The following is a 24,847-nucleotide window of genomic DNA, read 5'->3' on the forward strand; positions in this document are numbered from 1 at the left end:
GGCCGCGAGCCAAGCTGGCAGCTTCACGCACAACAAGCCTGGAGAGGACACGATGGCCGAGATGAAGTCGCCGCGCGCGCACCGCGAGGATGCGCGCAAGTACATCCGCTATGACAAGGACCGCACCCGTCGCATCGCCACGATCACCATCGACCGGCCCGATCGCGGCAATGCGCTGACCATCGGCACGCGCATGCTCTTTGCCGACTACGTCCACCGCGCCAATGTCGACGACGAGGTCAAGGTGCTGGTGATCCGCGGCGAGGGCGAGGACTTCGGCACCGGAGCCGACATCGACGAGCACGGCGACATGTACCTCAACCCCAAGGAGGGCGAGAGCTTCCTGCCGGACCTCGAGATCGAGCCGGACGAGGATGTCGCCTGGCCGCCCAAGGGCTCCTACCGGCACCTGCACCACCTCACCGACTATTACGCCAAGGGCGCCTCGGGGATCCGTCCCTTGCAGGAATTCAAGAAGATCAGCATCGTCGAGGCCAAGGGCTACTGCTATGGCTGGCACTTCTACCAGTGCGGCGATGCCGACCTGGTGATCGCCTCGGACGATGCACTCTTCGGCCATCCCTCGTTCCGTTATGCCGGGTGGGGGCCGCGCATGTGGACCTGGCTCGAGACGATCGGCTACCGCAAGTTCGCCGAGATGGTCTTCACCGGGCGTCCCTTCACCGCAGCGGAAATGGACAAGTGCGGCTTTCTCAACAGCGTCGTCGCGCGCGAGGACCTCGAGGCCGAGGTCGACAAGTACGCCGATGCCTGTGCCCGCTCCCGCCCGGTCGACGTGGTGGTCGCGCAAAAGACCTTCATGGAGGCCTACAAGCAGTATCGCGGCGAATACCTCGGCAGTCTTCTGACCGGGTGGCTTGAGGGTATGCTGCCGGCGATGAAGCCCGACCGCGAGACCGCGGTGGACCTGGGCGGGGATGCCTTCAACGAGGGGATAGCCAAGGCGGTGAAGAACAACGACCGCTCCTATCCGCCAGAGTGGCGCCTCTCGCGCCAGGGCCGCGCCGCGAAGGAGTGAGCGGGCGCTGCCCTGCGCTGCCAGTCCTCTGCACTGCCAATCCCCTGCGCTGATTGTCGATAGGCCTGCGCATCCGGCGTGTCGGGCAGCGCGCTCCCTGGCCTAGCATGCACATAGATTGACCGGGCGGGAACAAGGCCCGGCGAAAACCCACTGCGTCCAGGGCGGTGGGGCCGATCACGGGAGATGTCGATGTCCGAACCGCTCTTCACGCTCGATGCGGGCAATTACCGCAAGTGCCAGCAGCTCTTTCGCGGCACGCACCGGCGCGAGTACTACGATGGCGAATACTGGGTCGACGACAGCGCGGCGGTAGAGGTCAGCGCGCGCCGCCGCGCGATCGGGCCTTACACGATCATCGACACCAGCGCGGCGACGCGCCAGTTCTTCCGCCGCACCCGCAAGCACATCCGCGAGGATGCGACCGACCTTGGCGTGCTGTGGTTCGTGCGGCGCGGTGCGCTGGTCTTCTCCAACCAGGCCGGGCAGCGCGTCGTCGGCGAGGGCGAGTTCTTGCTCACCCGCTCGATGTCGCCGTTCTTCATCGAGCTGCAGCCCGCGGACTGCGGGGCGCACGAGATCCTGCACCTGACGGTTCCTGCGCACCTGCTGCGCAAGCATCTCGAGAGCGAGACCGGCCCTTGCGGCTTCGTCGGCGAGCAGTCGCGCGAAATCGCGATCGCGCGCCAGATGCTCACCCAGGTCTTCGATGACGATGCGCTCGAGGAAGATGCGGCACGCATCATCGTAGAGGCCGCGATCGCGCTGGCGGGGCGTGCGCTGGGCGCATCGCGCAAGGAAGGCTCGGCGCGACAGAGCCTCTCCGAACAGCGGCTCGACGAAGTGCTGCGCTTCATCGAGGTACACTTGTCCGACCCCAACTTGTGCACCGGCATGGTGAGCAAGGGCTGCGGGGTGAGCCAGCGCTATCTCTCGTTGTTGCTGCAGGGCACCGGCAAGACCTTTTCCGAACTGGTGTGGAGCCGCCGGCTCGAGATGGCGCGCGAATGGCTCGCCGCCAGTCACCCGCGCGACGTCGCCATCGCCGAGATCGCCTATGGGGTCGGCTTCAAGAGCACGGCGCACTTCAGCCGCAAGTTCAAGAGCGTGTTCGGCCAGAACCCGCGCGACTTTCGCGACAGCGCGATGACGCTTGCTGCCAACGACCGCGAAGCCACCGCGCCGCAGCTGGGCGCAGCGCTTCACTGACCGCTCCGGCGGCAGGGCTGGCGGCAGGACGAAGAGGAAGCGGCTTGACCAAGACCATCGTCAAACTCGACGACAAGTACCGGCAGGCGGACGGCCCGGTGATGATCGGCGCGCTGCAGGCCTTCGTGCGCCTGCTGCTCGACCAGTCGCGCCGCGACCGTGCGGCGGGCCTGTCGAGCGCGGGCTACGTCACCGGCTACCGCGGCTCGCCGGTGACGACGCTCGATGCGCAGCTCTGGGCGGCGGCTTCGCTGCTTAAGGAGCACGACGTGCGCTTCGAGCCCGGACTCAACGAGGAACTGGCGGCGACGTCGCTGCGCGGCACGCAGCAGCTCGACTGGTTCGGCAAGGCGCGCGTCGATGGCGTCTTCGCGCTGTGGTACGCCAAGGGCATCGGCGTCGACCGCGCGCACGAGGCGCTCAAGCTCGGCAACCTCGAAGGATCGAGCGCGAAGGGCGGTGTGTTGCTGCTTGCGGGCGACGATCACGGTGCGAAGAGCTCGGCCAGCGCGCACCAGTCCGACCAGAACCTTGCCGCCGCGCTCATTCCCACGCTCTATCCCGCAACGACCGAAGAGATCCTGCGTTACGGCCAGCTCGGCTGGGCGCTCTCGCGCCATGCCGGGACTTATTGCGGGTTCAAGACGATCACCGACACGCTCGACCTGACCTCGAGTGTGCAGCTGCCGGGCTGGACCTTTCCGATCCACGTGCCCCATCGCGAGGGCCCCGCCCTGAACCTGCGCGAAGGCATGCCCGCGCTCGAGCAGGAAGCGCTGACCGTCGAGCATCGCCTTGCTGCGGCGCAGGCCTTCGTGCGCGCCAACGCGATGGACCGGCTGACGCACGGCAGGCAAGGAGCTGCGCTCACCATCGTCACTGCGGGCAAGGCCTGGCTCGACGTGGCGCAGGCGCTGCTCGATCTCGGCCTCGACGAGGCGCGCTGCCGCAAGCTGGGCATTGCCGCGGTCAAGCTCGCGCTGACCTGGCCGATCGACCCGTTTTTCGCGCGCGAGGCCTGCGCCGGCGCGCGCGAGGTCATGGTGGTCGAGGAAAAGCGCGGCTGGATCGAGGACCAGCTCGCACGCGTGCTCTATGGCCTTGCCGATGCGCCTGCACTCACGGGCAAGCACGCGCCGGGGGGCGAGGCGCTGCTGTCCGGTGCCGGCGTGCTCGACGCGGCGCGGGTGCGCCGCGCGATCGTGCAGCGCCTTGGAGCGCTGGGCCATGTCGACGATGCCCTGGCCGCGCGCGCCGCGATGCTGAGCGAAGCCGATGCGGCCACCGCGGACCTGCGCGCGATTGCCGCGCGTCCCGCCTACTTCTGCTCCGGCTGCCCGCACAACCGTTCGACCCGCGTGCCCGAGGGCAGCGGCGCGATGGGGGCGACCGGGTGCCATGGCCTTGCGCACTACATGCCCGCGCGCCGCACCATGCAGACGGTCGGCATGGGCAGCGAGGGCATGCCCTGGGTCGCGGCGCAGCATTTCGTCGACACGCCGCATTATTTCCAGAACCTGGGCGATGGCACCTATACCCATTCGGGCCTGCTCACGATCCGCGCCTCGGTCGCCGCGCGCAGCAACGTGACCTTCAAGATCCTCTACAACGACGCGGTCGCGATGACCGGCGGTCAGCCGATGGAGGGCGCGCTCAGCCCTGCGCAGATCGCTGCCGAACTGCTGGCCGAGGGGGTCTCGCCGGTGGTGCTGCTGAGCGAGGACCCGGCACGCCATCGCGGCACCGGGCTGCCGCCGCAAGTGCGCGTCCATCACCGCGACGAGCTCGACAGCCTGCAGCGCGAGTTGCGCGAGGTCGCAGGGACCAGCGCCCTCATCTACGAACAGGTCTGCGCCAACGAGAAGCGCCGCCGCCGCAAGCGGGGCCTTGCGAGCGATCCCGACATGCGCCTCTACATCAACCCGGCGGTATGCGAGGGCTGCGGCGACTGTTCGGTGCAGTCCAACTGCCTCAGCGTCGAGCCGGTCGAGACCGGGATGGGGCGCAAGCGGCGCATCAACCAGTCGAGCTGCAACAAGGACTTCTCGTGCATCAAGGGCTTCTGCCCGAGCTTCGTTACGGTCGAGGGGGGCACACCGGCGCGGCGCGCGGGCGATCTCGGTGCGCTCGATGCGATGGTAGCGGCGCTGCCCGAACCTGCCCGCGCCGAGCCGGGGGAGGGGGGCTGGAACCTGCTCGTCACCGGGATCGGCGGTACCGGGGTGCTCACCGTGGGTGCGGTGCTGGCGATGGCCGCGCAGATCGAGGGCAGGGCGGCCAAGCTGCTCGACATGACCGGCATGGCGCAGAAGGGCGGGGCGGTGGTCAGCCACTTGCGCATAGCCCAAGATCTCGACGCCGTGCCCAGCGCGCGCATCGGCACCGGCATGGCCGACGTGGTGATCGCCTGCGACCTCGTCGTTGCAGCCGCGCCCGAAGTGCTCGCGGCACAGGGGGCCGGGACTTGCCTCATCGCCAACGAGGACGTCGTGCCGACCGGCGAGTTCCAGTCCAATCCCTCGCTCGATCTCTCTTCGCGCCGCTTCCTCGATGCGCTGGCGCAGCGCGGCGATCCCGCGCGCACGATGGTCATCGAGGCGACGACGCTCGCCACGCGGGTTCTGGGCGATGCGATCTTCGCCAATTTCGTGATGCTGGGCCTTGCCGCGCAGGCGGGCGTGCTGCCGGTTTCGCTCGAAGCGCTCGACGAGGCGCTGGTGCTGAACGGCACCGCCGTCGCCGCCAACCGCCGCGCGATCGCGCTGGGCCGTCTCGCCGCGCACGACCGCGCGGCAGCCGAAAGGCTGGGCGGGCTGGGCGAGACGGCGGCGCAAGTCCCGCAAACGCTCGAAGCCATGCTCGAGAGCCGCGCCAGGCATCTCGCGGACTATCAGGACGAGGCACTGGCGCAGCTTTACCGCACACGCATCGCAGACCTTCAGGTCAAGGCGGGCGGGCGCTGGGGCGATGGCGAGGATACGCAGCCCTTGCTGCTCGCCGCCGCGCAGCAGCTGGCCCGCCTCATGGCCTACAAGGACGAATATGAGGTCGCACGCCTCTTTGCTTCGCCAGCGTTTGCACAAGGGATCGGTGAGGCCTTCGACGGCGACGTCAGGCTCTCTTTGAACCTCGCCCCGCCGCTGCTCCCGCTCGGGCGCGACGCGCTGACCGGACGGCCGCGCAAGGTCCGCTTCGGGGGGTGGATGCTGCGCGTCATGCCCTTGCTGGCGAAGGGCAGGCGGCTGCGCGGGACATGGCTCGATCCCTTCGGCCATACCCGCGAGCGCGCCGAGGAACGCGCGCTGCCGGGCGAGTATCTCGCCGTGCTCGAGCGTGCGCTGGCGGCAGGCGATCTCGCGGCGGCGACGCGCATCGCGCAAGGGGCCGCGCTTATCCGCGGCTACGGTCCGGTCAAGGCCGAGGGCATTGCCGCCTGGCGCGCGCTCGTGGCGCAGGAAGAGGCCCAAGCCGGACGCGCGATTGACCGTGGGGGCGATCAAGCTTGCCCGCAGGGCCCGGCCAGCGCCAGCGCGCTTCCGCAAGAGCAAGGGGCGGCCTAGAAAAACCATGGAAGAGGATCTGGCGATGAACGCGCAAGGCAAGACAAGCCGCCGTCTGGTCGACCGCCCCGTGCGCATCGGCGCCGAGGCCTATGTCGACCCCGACTATGCCCGCGAGGAAGCCGAAAGGCTCTGGCCGCGCGTCTGGCAGGTGGCCTGCCGCGAGGAGGAACTGGAAAAGCCCGGCGACTACGTCACTTACGACATCGTCGATGATTCGGTGATCGTGCTGCGCAGCAAGGAGGGCACCTTGCGTGCCTTCCACAATGTCTGCCGCCACCGCGCCCGCCGCCTGACGCAGGGCTGCGGCAACAAGGCGCGGCTCACCTGCCCGTTCCACGCCTGGAGCTGGGACCTGGAAGGCCAGTGCATCGGCATGACCCGCGGCGAGGCATGGGGCGAGGCGCTGGGCCGCGAGGACGTGCCGCTGCTGCCGGTCCAGGTCGATACCTGGGGCGGCTGGGTCTTCGTCAACATGGACCTCGAGGCCGCGCCGCTCGCGGACTACATGGGCGAGGCCGCGACCAACCTCGCGCCCTTCGCCTTCGAGACGATGCGCTATCGCTGGCGCCAGTACCTGCATTTCCCTTGCAACTGGAAGGTCGCGGTCGAGGCCTTCAACGAAGGCTACCACGTCGCGGGCACGCACCCGCAGCTGACCAAGTTCTCGGCCAAGCCGACCTGGAGCGATGCCTGGGGCCTGCACGGCGTGTTCGGCTCGGCCGCGCGCGAGGGGTCGGGCGGGGCGAGCAGCGGCGCGGCCGGTGCCGCCGACATGCGCGAGGGACTGAAGCATTCGCTCAACCAGCTGTGGGAAGAGGTCAACGCGACCACCACGCAGACCATGGTCGATGTCGCCAACCGCTTGCCCGAGGAACTGCCCGAGGGCACCCCGGCACACGAGGTGCAGATGCACCTGATGAAGCGCACCATCGAGGAAGATGCCAAGCGCGGGGTACTGTGGCCCGCGATCGATCCGGCGCACTTCGCCAAGGTCGGCAACGTGCTGCACATCTTCCCCAACACGGTGATCGTCCACGGGCCGGTCTTCGCGCTGTGCTACCGCGCGCGGCCCGACGGCACCGATCCTAACCGCTGCATCTTCGAGGTCTACACGCTCGAGAAATTCCCGGAGGGCGCCGAGCCGCGCCCCGACAATCTCTACCGCCCCGAGATGACCGAGGAAGCCTGGCGCAAGGTGCTGTGCCAGGATTTCTCGAACATGGAGGCGGTGCAGCAGGGCCTTCGCGATCGCGCCTTCCCGGGCATCTACCCAAGTCCCGAGGAAGAAAAGGCCATCGTCAATTTCCACCGTGTGCTCGCCGACTACGTCGGTCGCGGCGCTCCCGAACCCATCGACTGAGGCTTGCAATCCATGGCCGAGACCAAGATCAAGAACGCCCCGCAGGACGCCGCCGCGCCGCAACCCACGCTCGATACCAGCGATGTCGACAAGTACGTCGGCAAGCAGGTCGTCTTTGCCGAGATGTGGGACCCTGCCAGCTCGACCGAAATCCGCCGCTGGGTCCAGGCGCTCGATTACGCCAATCCCGTCCACTACGACGAAGAAGCCGCGCGCGCCTCGTGCTTCGGCGGGCTGGTCGCGCCGCAGAGCTTCACCGTGGCGATGGACTACGGCCACGGCTGCCACCCCTCGTGCATCGGCAACGTGCCCGGCACGCACCTGATCTTCGGCGGCGAGGAATGGTGGTTCTACGGTGACCGTATCCGCCCCGGCGACCACTTGCGCCAGGAGCGCTTCTTCGCAGGCTACAAGGTGACCGACACCAGCTTTGCAGGCCCGACGATGTTCTCGGACGGCGACACCTACCACTACCGCGAGGACGGCACCTTGTTCGCCAAGGAACGCGCGACCTCGATCCGCTACTTGCGCGAGGAAGCCAACAAGCGCGCGGTCTACGACAAGCAGAACCGCGCTGTGAAAAGCTGGACCCCACAGGAAATGGAAGAGATCGAGCGCATCCGGTTCGACTGGATTCTCTCCAACCGTGCCGGGACGACGCCCGATTGGGACGCCGTATCGGTTGGCGACACGTTGCCGCGCCGGGTGATCGGTCCGCACACTCCGCTCACCTTCGGTTTCGAATACCGCGCGCACCGCCAGAACATCTGGGGCACCTGGCGCTGGAACCCGCCCGAGGGCATGCGCGACCCGGCCAAGGAAAACGCCGGCTTCGACGAGGACATGACCTACGACTTCGAGGCGCAGAAGATCGACCCGCGCCAGAAGGACGGGCTCTACTACGGTCCATCGAGCGGACACCTCAACCCGGCCAAGGCCGAGAAGATCGGCATGGGCGGCACTTACGGCTACGGCGCCTCGATGAATGCCTGGCACCTCGATTACGTCGCCTACTGGGCGGGCAACGCGGGCTACATCTGGCATTCGAAGACCCAGTTTCGCAAACCCGCCTTCGAAGGCGACGTGACTTTCGTCGAGGGCGAGGTCGTCGAGAAGATCGAGACCGGGCCCAATGGCCTGCCGATCGTGCGGATCAAGACCCGCATGACCACGCAGGATGGCGATACCGTGCTCACCGGAACGGCGGACGTCTCGCTGCCGCGCGCACGCTGAGGAGCACGCGGCGATGGACCTCTCGCAACTCGTGGCCCGCGCGCCGGGCGAAAGCGGCCTCTCGCTGGTCGAGGCGATCCCCATTGCCGAAGAGCCGGGCATCGGCGCGCTGACCATCGGCGGTTACCTGGATGAGGTCTGCGCACGCCATGGCGATGCCGAGGCGGTGAGCTTCAACACCGAAGCGCAGCGGCTCTCGTGGTCCTACCGCGAGCTGCGCGAGGAGGCGCTGGGGGTGGCGCGCGCCCTTATCGCGCAAGGCATGGCGCCGGGCGAGCGCATCGGCATCCTCATGACCAACCGGCCCGAATTCCTCTCGGCCTTCTTCGGCATCGCCATGGCGGGCGGTGTCGCGGTCGCGCTCTCGACCTTTTCGACGCAGGGCGAGCTCGATCACCTGCTCGGTGCATCGCAGGTGACCACGCTTCTGATGGAGGCGCAGGTCCTCAAGACCGACTTTGCGGCGATGGTCACTGCTCTCGACCCGGTACCGGGCACGCGTCACCCGGCGCTGCGCAAGGTGGTGGCGCTGGGCGCACAGGAAGGCTCGGGCATCGTCGAATGGCGCGCGTGGCTCGCCCAAGGGGCCGGGGTCGGCGAGGCGCAGGTCGCGGCAAGGCTCGCCATGGTCGCGCCCGAAGACCCGGGCGGCATCTTCTTCTCCTCGGGCACCACCAGTGCGCCCAAGGGCATCGCCCATAGCCAGCAGGCCTTTGCCATCCAGTGGTGGCGCTGGCCGCGCCTTTTCGCGATGCACGAGCCGGTGCGGGCCTGGACCGGCAACGGCTTCTTCTGGTCGGGCAATATCTCGATGGTCGTCGGCGCGGCGCTTTCGACCGGCGGGTGCATCGTGCTCCAGCGCTATTTCGACGCCGCCGAGGCGCTGCGCGTGATCGAGGCGGAACGCGTGACGTTCGCCAATGGCCGCCCGCACCAGTGGGCGCGCCTCCAGGCCGAGCCGGGCTGGGCGGGCGCGGACCTCTCCAGCCTCAGGTACGTGCCGCGCGGCGAGCTGATCTGGGCGCACCCCAGCGTCTCGACCGACTGGGAAGTGCCCCAGACCTTCGGCACCACCGAGACCATGTCAGCCTGCACCTGCATCGGCCGCGCCGCGAGTGAGGCGGACTACGCGGGCAGCTACGGCCTGCCCTTGCCGGGCAACACGCTCAAGATCGTCGATCCCCAAACGCGCGAGCTCGTGCCGGAGGGCGAGCATGGCGAGATGTGCATCAAGGGGCCGACGCTGATGAGCGGCTACCTTGGCAAGAGCGGGGCGCAATGCTTCGATCCCGAAGGCTTCTACTGCACCGGCGACGGCGGACGCGTCGATGCGCTGGGGCGCTTCTACTGGGAAGGCCGTCTGACCGCGATGATCAAGACCGGCGGCGCCAATGTCGCGCCCGAGGAGATCGACGAGATCGTCGCCAACTGGCCCGGGGTGAAGCGCGTGCAGACCGTGGGCGTCGAGGATGCCCTGCTGGGCGAGCGCGTGGTGACCTGCCTGGTCCCGCTCGATGGCGCCGAGATCGACGGCAAGGCGCTGCTCGCGCACCTTCGTTCGCAGCTGGCGAGCTTCAAGTGCCCCAAGGAGGTGCTCGTGTGCACCGAGGAGGACTTCGCGATCACCGGCAACGAGAAGGTCCGCCCCGCGCAAGTGCGCGCCATGGCGCAGCGCCGCCTTGCCGCGACCGCGCCTTGAGCAATGGGTCCTGAGTAACGGGCCCTGACCCCCGGGGCGGACAAAAGCCAATGCCTTCAGGGTCATTCGCCTGATCTGCGGGCGATGTTAACGGCGAAGATGGAGGCCCGCGCGCACAGAGCACGATGCCGGCTGGCGGGACATGCGGAGAGGACGATGAGCGAACTCGACTATTACCAGTACGCCTATGTCACCAGCGACTGGCGCCGGGCGATGGCGGAGCTTTCCGCCCAGCACGGCATCACCGGGTGGATGGAGATGGAGCAGGCCGAATTCGCCACCGGGGATGGCAGGAGTGCCGTCGCCCACTTCGCGCTGGCCTTCAGGAACGGACTGCAGTTCGAGGTGATCGAGCCGGTCTCGGGTGATTGCGAGGTCTACCGCGCAGGGCTGCCCGACACGGGCTACGCCAAGCGCTTCCATCACCTCGGGCGGCATTTCTCCACCCGCGCCGCCTTCGATGACGCGATGGCACAGGCGCGCGCACGCTATGCCGTGCCGGTCGCGAGCGAGACGATGGGCGGCGAATACGCCTATTTCGATGCGCGCGAGGAGACCGGCCACTTCATCGAATACTTCATTTTCCCGCCCGATTCCCACCTCTCACAGGTGCCGGTCTCGTGAGCGCGGCCATGGAGACATACGATGTCGTCGTGGTTGGTTCGGGCGCGGCGGGGGCGATGGCGGCCTTGCGTGCGGCCGATGCCGGGCTCTCGGTGCTGGTGATCGAGAAGGAGCGCAAGTTCGGCGGCACCTCTGCGGTCTCGGGAGGGGTGCTCTGGGTGCCCAACCACAAGCTGAACGGCGCGCAGGAGGACAGCCGCGAGGATGCGCTGGCCTATCTCGACGCGAACATCACCGTGCCAGTCGATCGCGCGCGGCTCGAGGCCTATGTCGACGAGGCGCCGCGCATGCTCGCCTTCATGACCGGCACGGGGGTCCCTGTCGCGGCAGGTGTCTGGCCCGACTACTTCCCCGACGCCCCGGGCGCGCGCTCCGACCGTTCGCTCACGGTGCCCACCTTCGACGGGCGAAAGCTCGGCGATACGCGCTATCCGCTGATGCGCGAGCAGTACAACCGCTTCAAGCTCTTCGGCAAATACGCCATGGACCTGAGCGAGACCTTCACGCTGATGATGCAGGCGAAGGGCTGGAAGCGGACCGTGGCCAACATCTATCGCCGCTACTGGCTCGACCGCGAGACGCGCAAGCTCAGCCACCGCGACCGCCGCTTCACGCAAGGCGCGGCGCTGATGGGCGAGTTATACGAGAAGGCCTTCGCGCGCGGCGTCGAACTGCGTACCGAGACCCGGCTCGAGGAACTGGTGCTGGGCGAGAGCACCGGCACCGTCGGCGCGATCGAGGTCAGCAACTATGGCCGCCGCTACCGCATCGCCGCGCGCTTGGGCGTGGTGCTGGCGGCGGGCGGCTTCGAGTGGAACCAGCAGCTGCGCGAGCGCTTCTACCCGGTCCCCGGCCTGACCCGCCATTCCTCCACGCCCGAGGATGCCAATCGCGGCGAGGCGCTGCTCGCGGGTGAGCGGATCGGGGCGAGCACCGAACATACCGGCGAGGGCTGGTGGATACCCACGATGCAGTTGCCGATGCCCGGTTCTGCCAACTTCCACGAAATCCACCAGGCGGCCTTCGACGTCGGGCGTCCGCACAGCCTTTGCGTCAACCGCAAGGGCGTGCGCTTCGTCAACGAGGCCACGGGCTACGACCGTTTCGGGCAGGCGATGGTCGCGGACGAGCTGGCGAGCGGGGCGAACTGCCCGTGCTGGCTCATCTTCGACGCGCAGTTCCGCGCCAAGTTCAGCGCGGGCGGGCTCATGCCCGACATCCTCATGTCCGATGCCAAGGTGCCGGGTGACTGGTGGGATCACTATGTCTTCCGCGCCGAGAGCGTCGCCGCGCTTGCGGCGAAGATCCACGTTCCCGCCGATGCCCTGTCCGCAAGCGTGGCGCGCATGAACGCCTTTGCACGCAGCGGCATCGACGAGGAGTTCGCACGCGGCGCCAATGCCTACGACCAGATGTTCGGCGATCCCTCGGTCACGCCCAACCCCTGTCTCGGCACGATCGAGAAGGGGCCGTTCTACGCGGTGCCGATCAATAACGGCGATCTCGGCACCAAGGGGGGCCTGCGCTGTGACGCGCGGGCGCGCGTGCTCGACGCAGATGGGCAGCCCATCGCCGGGCTCTACGCCGCGGGCAACTGCGCGGCCTCGCCCTTCGGCAACTCCTACCCCGGCGCGGGCGCGACCATCGGCCCGGCGCTGACCTTCGGTTACGTCGCGGCGAGCGACATCATCGCGCGTGCCGGCAATGCGGGCGGGCGCGTGGCACAGGAGATCGAGGCATGAGCAATCCCGCAGGCATCGCGCGCGTCGCCATCGTCACCGGCGCTGCCGGGGGCATCGGCGAGGCGATCACCCGCCGCCTCGGCGAGGAGGGCGTCGCGGTGCTCGGCGTCGGGCGTACCGAGAGCGCGCTGGCGGCCCTGAAGGACCGGCTCGGCGATACGATGGCCTTCGACTACTGCGTTGCCGACCTGCGCGACGAAGCCGCGCCCGCAGGCATGGTGGCGCAGGCCTTGTCCGCGTTCGGGCGGCTCGACGTGGTCGTCAACAATGCCGGCTCGTTCAACTTCGGACCCGTGGACCAGACCACCGACGACATGCTCGACGAAGTGCTCGACATCTCGCTGCGCGCACCGTTTCGCCTGTGCCGCGAGGCGCTGGGCGCGATGGGGGAGGGTGGGGCCTTCGTCTTCATCGGCTCGACCTGGGGGCTTTACGGAACGCCGGGCGGCGGCGCCTACAGCACGGTCAAAGCCGGGCAGATCGGGCTGATGCAGACCATGGCCGCCGAATACGGCCCGCGCGGCATCCGCAGCAACTACGTGGCGCCGACCGTGGTCAGGACCGGCATGACCGCCGCCTTCTGGGACGAGCCTTTCTTCCGGCGCACCAACCACGAACTCACGCCCCTGAAGCGCGACTGCACCGCCGACGACATCGCCGAGATGGTCGCCTTCCTGTGCAGCGAACGCGCCGGCTTCGTCAACGGCCAGACCATCGCCGTCGACGGCGGCATCTCGACCACCCGCTACCTCGCACCCGAGGCGCTGGGGCGGTAGGCGCAAGGGGGCGGGGGTGCTTGGGGTGTGAGGTGACTGTGGGCCGTTTGATGCCGTGATTTCCAAACAGCCAGGAGAAAGCACCACCCAACCCGCTCAGGCTGAGTTGGGCCGGAAGGCGACAGTCCGGTTTGGGCCGGGCTGCGGGGATAGCTGACGCTCACGGCAGGCAGCTCGCGACCAGCTCAAGTCGTTCCGGTAAGGCCATAGGTCTGTCACCTTGTGACACAAGCAGACGCTAACCTGAGCATTTCCACGCATGTCCCCATTTCGTTTGACGATCGGCAACGCGGACATAGCGCTTGGCGCAGAAGTGCTTTGAAGGTTTCTGGCTGAGGTTATATGGGCGCCGGACTGGGTGCTTCAACGGCCACGCGCGCAGCTTGCGCACCTGAAGGTTCGTGCAATGGTAAATCGTCGGAATTTTGGATCGCAATGAATTATCGGCATTCCTTTCATGCTGGAAACAGTGCTGATGTCGTGAAGCACAGTGTGTTGATCGCTCTTGTGCAGGCCCTGCAAATCAAACAAGCCCCCCTGACCTTGATCGATACCCATGCAGGCTGCGGGCTATACGACCTTGGTGGCGCAGAGGCCCAGCGTACCGGAGAGGCAACGCAGGGTGTGCTCCGGGCGCTGGCCGACCCGAACCCCTTGCTTGACGAATACCGCGCTGCTGTGCAGGCAGTGAATGCCGGTCCCGAGCCGAAGTTCTACCCCGGTTCGCCGCGGGTCCTGGCCCAGCTTCTGCGCCCGCAGGATGTCCTGATCCTCAACGAAAAGCACCCTGAGGATGCGCAAGTCCTGCGCGCAGCAATGCGCGACACGCCTGCTGCCGTGCACCAGCGCGATGCCTACGAACTGTGGCTGGCGATGGTACCACCCCGAACACCTCGCGGCGTCGTGGTGGTTGACCCGCCGTATGAGCAGCAGGACGAGCGTGCCCGGATCACCGCCACACTCGCTGCGGCACATCGCAAGTGGGCACATGGCGTGACGGTGATCTGGTTTCCGCTGAAGGGGCGCCCCGCGCACGCGCAATGGAAGCACAAGTTGCGCGGTCTCGGCATCCCGAAATTTCTGAGCGTCGAGCACTGGCTCTACGATGAAGATCAGCCCGGAATATACAACGGCGCTGGCCTGTTTATCGTCAATCCGCCCTACGCCTTCACACAGGCGTTGCCGCCTCTATTGGATGCCCTGCGCGCCGCACTGGCTCCCGAAGGACACGAGGGTGAGATCGCAAGCCAATGGTTGGGCGATTGAAACAACCCCTGGCGCGGTCGTGATTCAGCCGATGGCTAGTTGCCCTCGGCATCGACTTCGAAAACCATCGGCTTGCCCCGTGATTCCGGTTCCCAGCCAGCGCTCAGCGCTGCCCGAATGCCCCTGGCCACAACCGCGTCGCTGATCTGGAGCCGGCCTCGCGGCAAGCCTTTCATCAAGCGTTTTGGCGCGGGAAATTCCAGCAAGGCGCCGCGCTGGGTGTTCTTGCGCAGCAAGCTGACCGTCATGCCTCTCCAGCCTTCGAACTCGCTCCAGCGCGGCTCGCTGCGCAGTTCCCACTCATATTGAACCCCGTCGACGTCGACGATACCCGAAAGCCTGTGCGTGTTGCTCATGCCCCCGCCTAGCAGGTCTAGGATCACATACCACCGTACAGATGAGATGATGTCCGCGTTGTCCAGGATCTGCCGTTCCGGAGAGGCTCGGCGATTGGCAGACTCGTCCCAGTCTCACCCGATCGCGCCGTTTTCGCGCAGGCGCTCGAAGTCGGCTTGGTCCATGCCCAGCAATTCGCGGTAGACGTAGTCGTCGTGCTCGCCGAGCAGGGGCGCGCCGCGGGTGAGTTCGGCTTCGTCGGGCTCGATGCGCCAGGAGGGGCCGATGACCGGGCGCATGTCGCCGTTGCCGCAGGTGACCATGCGGTAGGTGCCGTCCGACCAGAAGCGGTCCTCGGCCATGAGGTCGAGCGTTGAATTGGCGCGCGCGGCGCACAGGCCTGCGGCGCGCAGGGTCTCGGCAAGGGTGGCCGCATCGTGGGCCGCACTGGCGCGCGCGATGGCGGTGTCGAGTTCGCTGCGGTTGGCAAGGCGCGCGGCATGCGTCGCGAAGCGCGGATCGGCGGACAGATCGCCGCCGAGCGTGCGTGCGAGAGCCTGCCACTGGGCATCGCCCTCGCAGGCAATCGCGATCCATCCGCACTCGCTTGCCGGGTAGAAGCCGTGGGGGGCGAGCTCGGCATGGGCATTGCCGGCGTGGCGGGGCATCTCGCCGGTCAGGCCGCAGGCAAAGAGACTGTCGCCGACGAGGCCCGAGATCGCCTCGACCGCCGAGAGATCGACCTGTTGTCCCTCGCCGGTCGCCTCGCGGTGGTGCAGCGCGGCGATCGCGCCGAGCGCGGCGGCGGCGCCCGCGGTGGTGTCGCCGTAGCGGATGTTCATGCCGCGCGGCACCGCGCCCTCGTGGCCGACCAGTCCGGTCAGCCCGCCGATGGCGGCGAAGCTGGGAGCATAGCCGGTCTGGTAGCCGAGCGGCCCCTCGCATCCGTACATCTTGATCGAGACGTGGATCACGTCGGGCCGGATCGCCTGCATTTCGGCGAAGGAAAGCCCGAGCTTGTCGAGCGCACCCGGGCGCAGGTTGTCGAGCACCACGTCGCTGACCGCGATCATGCGGCGCAGCTGCGCGATCCCGTCGGCGCTCTTGAGGTTGACGCGCACGCTCAGCGCCTCGGTGTTCTGGCTGAGGAAATAGGGGGCGTGCTCGATGTCGACGCCGCCATAGGCGCGCATCTCGTCGAGCGCGGTCATGCTCTCGACCTTGATCACCTCGGCGCCGAGCTGGGCGAGCAGCTTGGCGGCGTAGGGCCCGGCCCAGACCTTGGCGATTGCGAGCACGCGGATGCCGGCAAGCGGTCCGCCCCGGTTGCGCGCGCTCATGGTGTGACCTCGGGCATGACCCCGGGGATGATCTCGCCGCGGTCGGCATCGGGTGCGGGGGCAGCGCGCGAAAGGCGCACCGGCGAGGCGGTCATGCGATAGGGCACGCCGGGGTAGAGCTGCGTGCCCAGCGTGGGGTCGGTCAGCGACTGGAAGTAGCCGCGATGACGGTACTGCGCGTTCTCGAACAAGTCCCTGGCGGTATTGACCGGCACCAGCGGCACACCGAGTTTCTGCGCCTGCTCGCTGACCGGATTGCGCTGTTGCCCCGCAATCCACGCGCGAAAGGCTTCGCGAAAGCGGGCGACGCGCTCGGGCGTGCAGTGGAATTCGAGCCAGTCATCGGGGAATTCGGCGCACCAGGCAGGCTCGTCCATCAGCGAGCGCAGACCCGCCCAGTGCGCGCGGGTCATCATGACGAGGTGCACGTGCCCGTCGGCGCAGGCGAAGACGTCGCCCGGCCCGCCCATGTCGTAGCGGCGGCGCGAGTGGCCCGGTTCGTCGTCGCCTGCGAGCACGCGGCCCATGACCACGTCGGCGCGGCTGAGCTGGACGGCGACTTCGGAAATGGCGATGGACTGGCCTGCGCTTGCGGGATCGGCACAGCGGCGCTTGCGCAGCAGGGCTGCGGCAGTGGCGATGGCGGCATCGAGCCCGGTGTCGTAATCGGGCATGAAGCGTCCCGCGCCCATCAGCGGCGGGTCCTGCGGGCGGCTCTCGCTCGGCGTGTGCCATGCCCAGCCGCCAGTTGCGGCGATGGCGATGGGCTTGGCATGCGCCCACTCGGGTGGAGTATCGGCGCCGAGCGGCGCGATATGGCAATGGACGAGGCCGGGATGGGCCCCGCGCAATGTCTCAGGGTCAAGGCCCAGCGCTGCCGCACCGGCAGTGTCGCGATCGTCGATCAGGGCATCGGCGCGCGCCAGCAGGGCCTGGAGCGCGCTGCGTCCGGCATCGCTGGCGAGATCGAGCACGACCGACTTCTTGCCGGTGTTGCAATAGGCAAAGAGCGTGCTCTCGCCCGCGACGTGGGGGCCGAAGCGGCGGGTGGGCGATCCGCCCGGTCGCTCCACCTTGATCACCTGCGCGCCGAAATCGGCGAGCAGTCGCCCGGTCCATTCGCCGCAGACCCGCTCGGCGGTCTCGATAACGGTGAGGCCCGAAAGTGCCGTCATCGCGCATGTCCCTGCATCATGTCTCCTGTCCCGGCCACCTTGCGCCCGTCAGCGCTGCAGGTCTTCCAGCTTCGCGGAGAAGGGCGCGCCCGCCATGTAGCTGTCGACCGTCATCTCGAAGTGGCGGATGCGGATCTCCTGGTAGTTGGCAAGGGTGATGCCCGACTTGGCGCTGGCCTCGAGCCCTTCCTGCTGGGCGAAGAGATTGTCGGTGTCCTGGTCGAGGATGCGTCCGAAGCCCGGGTCCATGCCCTCGGCCTCGGCGAAGGACTGGCGGTCCTCGAGCACCTGCACCGGCGCGGTCTCGAAACTGCCGCTGCGCGGCTTGGGGCGCATGAACATGACTTCGTAGATGGTGCGGCGATGGTCGCGCGCATCGGGGCGGAAGCGATAGATCATCGGCAGCGAGATGCCCGGGAAGAGGAACAGGTTGGGGAAGAAGGTATAGCTGTAGGTGTCGAGCAGCTCGGTGTCCGAGACATGGCTGAGGTCGGTGTCGCTCGCTCTTTCGAACATGGCGCGGAACATGTCGGCCATGACCTGCCGCGCGCGCTCGCCCTCCTTGAGTTCGGGGCGCGAGCCGCCCAGTGCGGAACTGTCACCCAGCGTGAAGTTCTCGATGATGTCGGCTTCGGAATAGCGGTCGCGCAGCTTGGGGCTGACCACGCCGAGCGTCGAGATGAAGCGGTCGACGTGCGCGTCGTAGACATCGTACTGCGAGTTCACGTCGCCGTTCGCCGGGGCCACCTGCGGATGCGTGTCGCCCACGTGGTAGGCCTCCATGAAAGCCTCCATCGTCAGCTTCCAGTTGGCCGGGTAGCTCTTCTGGACGTGCAGGTAGATGTAGCGGTCTTCCAGCTTCCATGCCTTGAGGTGCGAGAGCGCGGTCTCGCCGAGGTAGTCGGCAAGCGAGGGCGCTTGCGGGTCCATGTTGACCCACACGAAGCCGCCGAGCCGCTCGACCCGCGCCTGCGGCAGGCACATCTTGCGATCGTCGAGGTGCGCGAAGTCCCAGTTCTCCGGAATCTCGGCGAGGCTGCCGTCGAGGTTCCAGCTCCAGCCGTGGAACGGGCACTTGATCGAGGGCGAGTAGCCTTCGGAGGCCGAGGGCTTGAGCTTGGTACCGCGATGCAGGCAGGCGTTGTAGTGCGCCTTGATCTCGTCCTCGTCGCTGCGCACGACGATGAAGCTGTAGGGGCCGATGTCGTAGACGTAGTAGTCGCCGATTTCGGGAATGTGGTCCTCGCGGCAGGCCATCTGCCAGGTGCGCGGCCAGAGCCGGTCGAACTCGCCCTTCGCGAAGTCGGCGCTGGTGTAGCGCTCCTTCGAGACGTCCTCGCTGCCGAGATAGCGGTAGCTCTCGTCGCGCGCCCATGCGGGCGCTGCATTGCGGTCGCGCGCGATGATTTCCTGCGTGCTCTCGGCGGGATGGCGCGCCGCGCCCGGTTCCAGCTTGCCTGTCTCGACGTTCATGGCTGCCTCTCGTGTCGTTTGGTTCAGATGCCGGCAGGGGCCGGCTTGCGCGCGGCGCCGGTGCCGGCGAGGGTGTCGTCAGCGGAAGGGAGCGCGTCCTTGCAGACCGCCCCGTCCTTGATGACGAGCGCGATGTTGGCGGGTCCGGCGAGCACGCGCGGGTCCTCGAGCGGGTTGCCGTCGACGAGGATCAGGTCGGCGAGCTTGCCGGGTGCGAGCGTGCCGAGCGAGCCGTCGCCCATCATCGCGAGACCGCCGTTGGCCGTGGCGCAGACCAGCGCCTCTTCGGGCGAATAGCCGTAGTAGTCGATGAAGAACTCGATATCGCGCGCCTGCGTGCCCTGCGGGCTCCAGCCGAAACCGTAGTCGCCGCCGATGAGGTGGCGGATGCCGCGCTTGCGCAGCTCGGTATGGGTGCGGCAGCTGTTCTCGAGCAGCTCGGGGATGTTCATGTAGCCCCCGACTTCGGCCGAGAGCCCGTGGGCTGCGGCCTCGCCCGCCATGATCTGGTGGAACAGGCCGACGGTGGGGACGATGAACATGCGATCCTTCGCCTCCTCCATCATGTCGAACAGTTCCTCGTCGGCATATTCGCAGTGGAACAATGCATCGACGCCTGCGCGCAGGCAGTGCTTGGAACCCTCGATCGAGCGGGTATGCGCATTGATGCGCCGCCCGTAGGCATGCGCGGTTTCGACTGCGACGCGCACTTCCTCGAAGGTCATCGGCGTGGTGTGACCGGGCGTGCCGGGGTAGAAGGGGTCGCCCGAGACATCGAGCTTGATGTTGTCGACGCCCTCGCGGCAGTGCAGCCGCACCATGCGGCGCATCGCCTCGGCCCCGTCGACGATCGAGGAGGGCCCGATGCGCGGATCGTGCTCGCGCGCCTCGTCGCCGATGGAGCCGGTGACGCTGATCTCCAGACCACCGGCACGGATGCGCGGACCGGGCAGGCGCCCGGCGTTGACCTCGTCGCGGACCGCGACGGCAAGGCGCAGCTTGGCCTCGGAAGCGCCATAGGCGCTGGTGAAACCTGCCTCGATCAGGGCCTTCGCGCCGCGCGCGGCGGTGAAGACCTGTGCCTCGGGGCTGGGCTTGATGAGGTCCTCGGTGGCGGTGACGTTCTCGAACGAGAGATGGGCATGGCCCTCGACCATGCCGGGCATCGCGAAGCGGCCCGCCGCGTCGATGACGTGCTCGCCTGCTTGCGGCTCGAGCGCGCCTGTCGCGACGATCCGGTTACCCTCGATCGCGATATCGCCCGGGCGCGGTGCGCTGCCGGTACCGTCGAACACCAGGGCATTGGCGATGCGTGTGCGATTCATCTGCAAACCTCTCGTGTGCAGGCCTTTTCGCGGCCTGTCCGCCAGTTTCATACGCCTGCGCGGACCGGGCCTGAATGACTGGAGGGGCAGCGGCGATGGTCCCAGCAAGCCGATCGCCGGGGCGCTCATGCCGCCACGGGCAAGCCAGGCCTCTTTATCGGCAAGCGCGAATGGGCTTAGGGTCGGGGCAAGACAAGAACCGGGAGTGGACAGGCGCATGGGCGCTATCAGCATCACCATGATCGACGGCGAGGGACGCGAAGTCACCATCGCGGATGCGAGCGAAGGCGAGAGCCTGATGGAAGCGGCGCGCCGCAACGGGGTCTCGGGGATCATCGCCGAGTGCGGCGGGGCCTGCTCGTGCGCGACCTGCCACGTCTACGTCGATCCCGACTGGTTCGACGTGGTCGGCGAGCCCGACGAGGTGGAGGAGGACATGCTCGACATGGTCGACGACATCCGCCGCCCGACCAGCCGCCTTTCGTGCCAGATCGCGCTGACCCGCGCGCTCGACGGGCTCAGCGTCGAGGTCGCGCCCGAACTGTGAGTGCGCCAGCGGTGCCGGAAAAAGCGAGAGAGGACGTGACGATGGATCTTGCAGCCAGTGCCGATCAAGCCGCCGAGCAGCGGCGCCTGATCGAGGAGAAGACCCTGCTCGACCCGGTCGTGCACAAGCAGCCGCGCCGCTTCTACGCGGCGATGCGCCAGCTCGATCCGGTGCACTACGACAAGGCCTTGGACATGTACCTGGTCTCGCGCTGGGAGGACATCCAGACGATCCAGCGCGATCCGCTGACCTTCTCGGTCAACAAGGGCTACCATACCCAGCAGGCCAAGGGCTTCGCCGAGGAATTCCAGCAGATCCTGCGCGAGCAGGGCGGCGGCTACTTCCCCGACGCGATCATGTCGGACCCGCCCTATCACACGCGCGTGCGCAAGCTGATGGAAAGCGCCTTCACCGGCCACCGCGTCAAGGAACTCGAGCCGCGTATCGAGAAGGTGGTCGAGGACCTCGTCGACGAGATCCTTGCGAAGGCGGGCGAAGGCGAGGGGGACGGCGTGCGCGGCACGATGGACGCGGTCACCGATTTCGCGCAGCCGCTCACCATCCGCATCATCTGCGAGCAGCTCGGCCTCGACTGGTCGATCAAGGAGAAGATCGCGCGCTGGTCGACTGCGGTCACCGCCCAGATCGGGCGCATGCAGGACCGCGAGGAAATGCTCGGCCACGCCGCCCAGATCTGCGAGCTGCAGCAATACCTGATCGCGCGCATGCGCGAGCGCGAGGCCGATCCGCGCGAGGACATGATCTCCGACATCGTCCACGCCAAGGAAGGGGAGGGCGAAGGCTCGGTGCTGACCTTCGAAGAAGCGGTCTCGCTGATCCGCGCGCTGCTCATCGCCGGTAACGAGACGACCGCCACCGCGCTTTCCAACCTGGTCTTCATTCTCGCCACCGAGCCCGAGGTCGCCGCCAAGCTGAAGGCCGCGGTCGACGACGACCGGCTGATGAACCGCTTCGTCGAGGAACTGCTGCGCATCGAACCGCCGGTGCGCGGGCTCAGCCGGATGACCACGCGCGAGGTGGAACTGGGCGGCAAGGTCCTGCCCGAAGGGTCGCACCTCCTGCTGATGTATGCCTCGGCCAACGACGAGCCCGAGATCTTCGAGAACCCGCGGCAATTCGACATGGAGCGCAAGAACATCATGAAGCACGTCAGCTTCGGCGGCGGCGTGCACAAGTGCGTGGGCCTCGCGCTCGCGCGCATGGAGATCAAGGTCGCCGCGCGTGCGATCGTGCGGCGCATGGACGATTTCCGCCTCGAGATCGCCGAGGAGGACATCCGCTTCCTGCCCACCGTCGCGACGCGCTCGATGGAGAGCCTGCCGGTCAGCTTCCGGAAACGTGCCTGACATGGCAGGGGAACTGGCAGGCAAGGTCGCCGTGGTCACCGGCGGCTCGGGCGGCATCGGCAAGGCGAGCGCGCAGCTCTTCGCCGCCGAGGGCGCGCAGGTGGTGGTAGCCGACGTCGACGAGGCGGCGGGCGAGGCGCTCGCCCGCGAGCTGGGCGGCGATGCGCTGTTCTGCCGCACCGACGTTTCCAGCCGCGAGGATGTCGAGCGGCTCGTCGCGACGGCGCTCGGGCGCTTCGGGCGGCTCGACGTCATGTTCAACAATGCCGGGATTGCCTGCGCGGCCTTTCCCGATTTCCTCGACGACACGCTCGAGGACTTCGAGCGGGTGGTGGGGGTCAACCTCTTCGGGCCGATGATCGGGACGCAGCTCGCCGCGCGCGCGATGCGTGACAAGGGCATCGCCGGGGTGATCCTGAACAATGCCTCGATTGCGGGGATCCTCGCCGGGCAGGCGATGATGACCTACCGCGCGACCAAGGCGGGGCTCGTCCATTTCAGCAAGTCGGCGGCGATCGACCTTGCCCGCCACGGCATCCGGGTGAACTGCCTGGTGCCCGGTCATATCCGCACGCCGCTTTCCTCGTTCGAGGATGGCTCGGCGCCCGATACCGCGCGCGCGCTGACCAGCGCCATCGACGCGATCTACCTCTCGAACCAGCCGCTCAAGCGGCGCGGGGTGCCCCAAGACGTGGCGCAGGCGGCGCTGTTCCTGTGCTCGGACCGCGCGCGCCAGATCACCGGCGTGGCCCTGCCGGTCGAGGGCGGGGTGACCAGCGGCGATCCGGTCAACCACCTCAGCGACATCCTCGAGGCGCGGGCACGCATCCTCGGCGCGTGAGCCCTGCGCGGCTCAGCCGCCGGGCATGATCGGGGCGATGGCGAGTTGCTCGATCAGCGGCGCGACCTCCTTGCCCGTCATTTCGGGGTGGTCCTGAAGCCACCAGGCCAGCACTTCCAGCACCGAGGCGACGCCGAAGACCACCGCGAGGTCCTTGGGGACCTTGCCCGTCGGGCTGGTCAGCTCCTGTGCCAGCTTGCGTGCCTGCGCGAGCATCTCGGTACGCACCATGGCCGCTGCGCCGCCGGTCAGCAGCGTCGTCCACAAGCTGCGATGCCCTTCGATGAACGCGCATAGCGCCAGCGTCGAGCCCTTGCGGTCGGCGTTCAGGAGGAGCCCGGCGGCATGCGCGATGAGGTCCGCGATCTCGCTTGCCGCGACGTGCGAGAGCAGCGCGTCCTTGTCGGTATAGTGGCGAAAGAAGGTGGCGTAGCCGATCCCCGCCTCCTTGCAGAGTGCGCGGACCGTCACGTCCTCGAAGCGCTCGTCCTCGAGCAGCGTCAGCATCGCCGTGCGCAGCGAGGCGAGGGTCTTGCGGGCGCGGGCGTCGCGCGGTCTTGACGGTGCGGCTTCGCTCATTTTATGATACACACTATCTTGAAAAAATGCGTCGGATATCGACCGGGAGAGAGGCGAAGATGCTCATGGATGCGGTGCAGAATCAATCGCAGGGGCCACTTGATCAACGCAAATCGGCGCGCATTGCCGCGCGCGGCCTGCACATCGATCCCGAGGTGCGGCGCATCGCGACACTTGACGAGTCGCGCGCACTGATGCGCAACGGGGCGATCCTGCAGGGCGGGCCGGGCTCGGACGAAGTCGACGTCGGCAATCCCGAACACGTGCCCGTGTTCTATCTCGACGGCGATGCGCACCGCCAGCGCCGGGCCGCGATCGCGCGCTTCTTCACACCCAAGGCGATCCAGACGCGCTACCGTGCGATCATGGAGGAAACCACTGCGCGCCTGCTTGCCGAAATGCGCGCGCAGGGCAGGGCGCGGCTCGACCGCATCACCTTCGAGCTGACCGTCGCGGTCGCCGCCGACATCGTCGGGCTGACCGAGACCACGCCGACCGCGATGGCGCCGCGGCTCGAGCGCCTGCTGCGCACCGCCTTCAGCCAGGCGCGCGGGGTGGGCAAGTGGCGCGACCGCCTGCTGCGGGCCTGGTACGGATACCGCTTCTACCGCGCAGATGTCGCTCCCGCGATCCGCAAGCGGCGAGGACAGGCGGGCGACGATATCATCTCGCAGTGCCTCGCCAAGGGCTATTCGGACAAGGCGATCCTGATCGAGTGCATGACTTACGCCACCGCGGGCATGGTCACCACGCGCGAATACATCGTCATGGTGGCCTGGCACATGTTCGACAACCCGGCGCTGCGCGAGGATTTCCTCGCCGCCGACGAGGATCGGCAGATGGCGATCCTGCTCGAGATCCTGCGCATCGAACCCATCGCGGCGGTGCTCTATCGCACCGCGCCCGAGGAAATGGCCGATGCGAGACTGGGCGCCTTGTGCAAGGGCGAGCGTCTCGCCGTCGACTTGCGCGCGGTCCATGGCGACGAGCGCGCCGTGGGCGCCTGTCCCCACGCCATCGACCCCGACCGCGCGGCGCGCGAGGGCCAGAAGGGCGAGTTCATGAGCTTCGGCGACGGTGCGCATCATTGCCCCGGCTGGCAGGTCGCGCTGCACGAGACACGGGTCTTCGTCGATGCACTGCTGCGCATTCCCGGCATTGCGCTCGAACGCGCACCGGACCTCAGCTGGAATGCCGGGCTGATGAGCTACGAGCTGCGCAATGCCCGGGTGACTTGCGAGCGGGGCTGACCATCCAGGGCTGCGGTGATCGCCGGAGCGAATTCTGCCTCCCGCCTGTGACTTGGCGCAGGCGGCGAACTAGCCTCTCCGGGCAAAGGCGGGCCGACAGAGC

At 67.8% G+C, this 24,847-nt stretch carries 20 protein-coding genes; 14 read left to right on the forward strand and 6 right to left on the reverse strand.

The genetic code is table 11. From position 1 onward, the window contains the following. Window positions 1–52: 52 nt before the first annotated feature. The 10 genes from I5E68_RS15825 to I5E68_RS15870 all read left to right on the forward strand — a co-directional run bounded on the left by I5E68_RS15825 (window position 53) and on the right by I5E68_RS15870 (window position 14,511). Complete coding sequence (locus tag I5E68_RS15825; RefSeq protein ID WP_197165801.1) at window positions 53–1,039, forward strand: enoyl-CoA hydratase/isomerase family protein; 987 nt, start codon at window positions 53–55, stop codon at window positions 1,037–1,039. 192 nt (window positions 1,040–1,231) lie between these two features. Beyond that, window positions 1,232–2,248, forward strand: coding sequence for a helix-turn-helix domain-containing protein (locus I5E68_RS15830; RefSeq protein ID WP_197165802.1), 1,017 nt, complete (start codon window positions 1,232–1,234; stop codon window positions 2,246–2,248). A 44-nt stretch (window positions 2,249–2,292) separates the two neighbouring features. Continuing rightward, a complete protein-coding gene (locus I5E68_RS15835) occupies window positions 2,293–5,808 on the forward strand; it encodes an indolepyruvate ferredoxin oxidoreductase family protein (protein ID WP_197165803.1) in 3,516 nt (1,171 codons plus the stop codon). Window positions 5,809–5,815: 7 nt separating this feature from the next. After that, window positions 5,816–7,171 (forward strand): aromatic ring-hydroxylating oxygenase subunit alpha, encoded by a 1,356-nt coding sequence (locus I5E68_RS15840; RefSeq protein WP_228727274.1) that lies wholly within the window; start codon window positions 5,816–5,818, stop codon window positions 7,169–7,171. A gap of 12 nt (window positions 7,172–7,183) precedes the next feature. Then, entirely contained in the window at window positions 7,184–8,404 is a 1,221-nt protein-coding gene (locus I5E68_RS15845) for a MaoC family dehydratase (RefSeq protein WP_197165804.1), read from the forward strand. A gap of 13 nt (window positions 8,405–8,417) precedes the next feature. After that, on the forward strand, window positions 8,418–10,103 hold the full coding sequence (locus I5E68_RS15850) for a class I adenylate-forming enzyme family protein (RefSeq protein ID WP_197165805.1): 1,686 nt from the start codon (window positions 8,418–8,420) through the stop codon (window positions 10,101–10,103). A gap of 156 nt (window positions 10,104–10,259) precedes the next feature. Next, window positions 10,260–10,727 carry a VOC family protein gene (locus I5E68_RS15855; RefSeq protein ID WP_197165806.1) on the forward strand — a complete coding sequence of 156 codons (468 nt, stop codon included), beginning with the start codon at window positions 10,260–10,262 and terminating at the stop codon, window positions 10,725–10,727. Continuing rightward, window positions 10,724–12,469: an FAD-dependent oxidoreductase gene (locus I5E68_RS15860; RefSeq protein WP_323982193.1), complete on the forward strand. Its 1,746-nt coding sequence runs from the start codon at window positions 10,724–10,726 to the stop codon at window positions 12,467–12,469. The genes I5E68_RS15855 and I5E68_RS15860 overlap by 4 nt, the downstream gene beginning before the upstream one ends. Next, window positions 12,466–13,245, forward strand: a complete 780-nt coding sequence (locus I5E68_RS15865) for an SDR family NAD(P)-dependent oxidoreductase (protein WP_197165808.1) — start codon at window positions 12,466–12,468, stop codon at window positions 13,243–13,245. Before I5E68_RS15860 ends, I5E68_RS15865 begins: the two co-directional genes overlap by 4 nt. Window positions 13,246–13,680: 435 nt before the next feature. Next, on the forward strand, window positions 13,681–14,511 hold the full coding sequence (locus tag I5E68_RS15870; RefSeq protein ID WP_197165810.1) for a 23S rRNA (adenine(2030)-N(6))-methyltransferase RlmJ: 831 nt from the start codon (window positions 13,681–13,683) through the stop codon (window positions 14,509–14,511). 35 nt (window positions 14,512–14,546) lie between these two features. Here the strand turns inward: I5E68_RS15870 and I5E68_RS15875 are convergent, their stop codons facing one another. The 5 genes from I5E68_RS15875 to I5E68_RS15895 form a co-directional block, all read right to left on the reverse strand. Further along, complete coding sequence (locus I5E68_RS15875) at window positions 14,547–14,867, reverse strand: hypothetical protein (protein ID WP_197165812.1); 321 nt, start codon at window positions 14,865–14,867, stop codon at window positions 14,547–14,549. 114 nt (window positions 14,868–14,981) lie between these two features. Beyond that, on the reverse strand, window positions 14,982–16,187 hold the full coding sequence (locus tag I5E68_RS15880) for a CaiB/BaiF CoA transferase family protein (RefSeq protein ID WP_197165814.1): 1,206 nt from the start codon (window positions 16,185–16,187) through the stop codon (window positions 14,982–14,984). Next, on the reverse strand, window positions 16,184–17,362 hold the full coding sequence (locus tag I5E68_RS15885; RefSeq protein ID WP_197165816.1) for a CaiB/BaiF CoA transferase family protein: 1,179 nt from the start codon (window positions 17,360–17,362) through the stop codon (window positions 16,184–16,186). Before I5E68_RS15885 ends, I5E68_RS15880 begins: the two co-directional genes overlap by 4 nt. Window positions 17,363–17,410: 48 nt before the next feature. After that, a complete protein-coding gene (locus I5E68_RS15890; protein ID WP_197165818.1) occupies window positions 17,411–18,835 on the reverse strand; it encodes an aromatic ring-hydroxylating oxygenase subunit alpha in 1,425 nt (474 codons plus the stop codon). Between the two features lie 23 nt (window positions 18,836–18,858). Further along, window positions 18,859–20,160: a metal-dependent hydrolase family protein gene (locus I5E68_RS15895; RefSeq protein ID WP_197165819.1), complete on the reverse strand. Its 1,302-nt coding sequence runs from the start codon at window positions 20,158–20,160 to the stop codon at window positions 18,859–18,861. Between the two features lie 217 nt (window positions 20,161–20,377). Here I5E68_RS15895 and I5E68_RS15900 point away from each other — a divergent pair, with 217 nt between their 5' ends. The 3 genes from I5E68_RS15900 to I5E68_RS15910 are packed head-to-tail and all read left to right on the forward strand — an operon-like array spanning window position 20,378 to window position 22,915. Then, window positions 20,378–20,707 carry a 2Fe-2S iron-sulfur cluster-binding protein gene (locus I5E68_RS15900; RefSeq protein WP_197165820.1) on the forward strand — a complete coding sequence of 110 codons (330 nt, stop codon included), beginning with the start codon at window positions 20,378–20,380 and terminating at the stop codon, window positions 20,705–20,707. A 41-nt stretch (window positions 20,708–20,748) separates the two neighbouring features. Beyond that, the gene (locus I5E68_RS15905) at window positions 20,749–22,074 is read left to right on the forward strand and encodes a cytochrome P450 (protein ID WP_197165821.1); all 1,326 of its coding nucleotides are present in this window, start codon (window positions 20,749–20,751) and stop codon (window positions 22,072–22,074) included. Between the two features lies 1 nt (window position 22,075). Continuing rightward, the gene (locus tag I5E68_RS15910) at window positions 22,076–22,915 is read left to right on the forward strand and encodes an SDR family NAD(P)-dependent oxidoreductase (protein WP_197165822.1); all 840 of its coding nucleotides are present in this window, start codon (window positions 22,076–22,078) and stop codon (window positions 22,913–22,915) included. A 12-nt stretch (window positions 22,916–22,927) separates the two neighbouring features. Here I5E68_RS15910 and I5E68_RS15915 read toward each other — a convergent pair whose 3' ends face one another. Next, window positions 22,928–23,494, reverse strand: a complete 567-nt coding sequence (locus I5E68_RS15915; protein WP_197165823.1) for a TetR/AcrR family transcriptional regulator — start codon at window positions 23,492–23,494, stop codon at window positions 22,928–22,930. Between the two features lie 59 nt (window positions 23,495–23,553). On the opposite strand from I5E68_RS15915, the gene I5E68_RS15920 reads away from it, so the two are divergent. Then, the gene (locus I5E68_RS15920) at window positions 23,554–24,744 is read left to right on the forward strand and encodes a cytochrome P450 (RefSeq protein ID WP_197165824.1); all 1,191 of its coding nucleotides are present in this window, start codon (window positions 23,554–23,556) and stop codon (window positions 24,742–24,744) included. Window positions 24,745–24,847 lie beyond the last annotated feature (103 nt).

This window comes from Novosphingobium aureum (genome assembly GCF_015865035.1).
GTDB classification, from domain to species: domain Bacteria; phylum Pseudomonadota; class Alphaproteobacteria; order Sphingomonadales; family Sphingomonadaceae; genus Novosphingobium; species Novosphingobium aureum.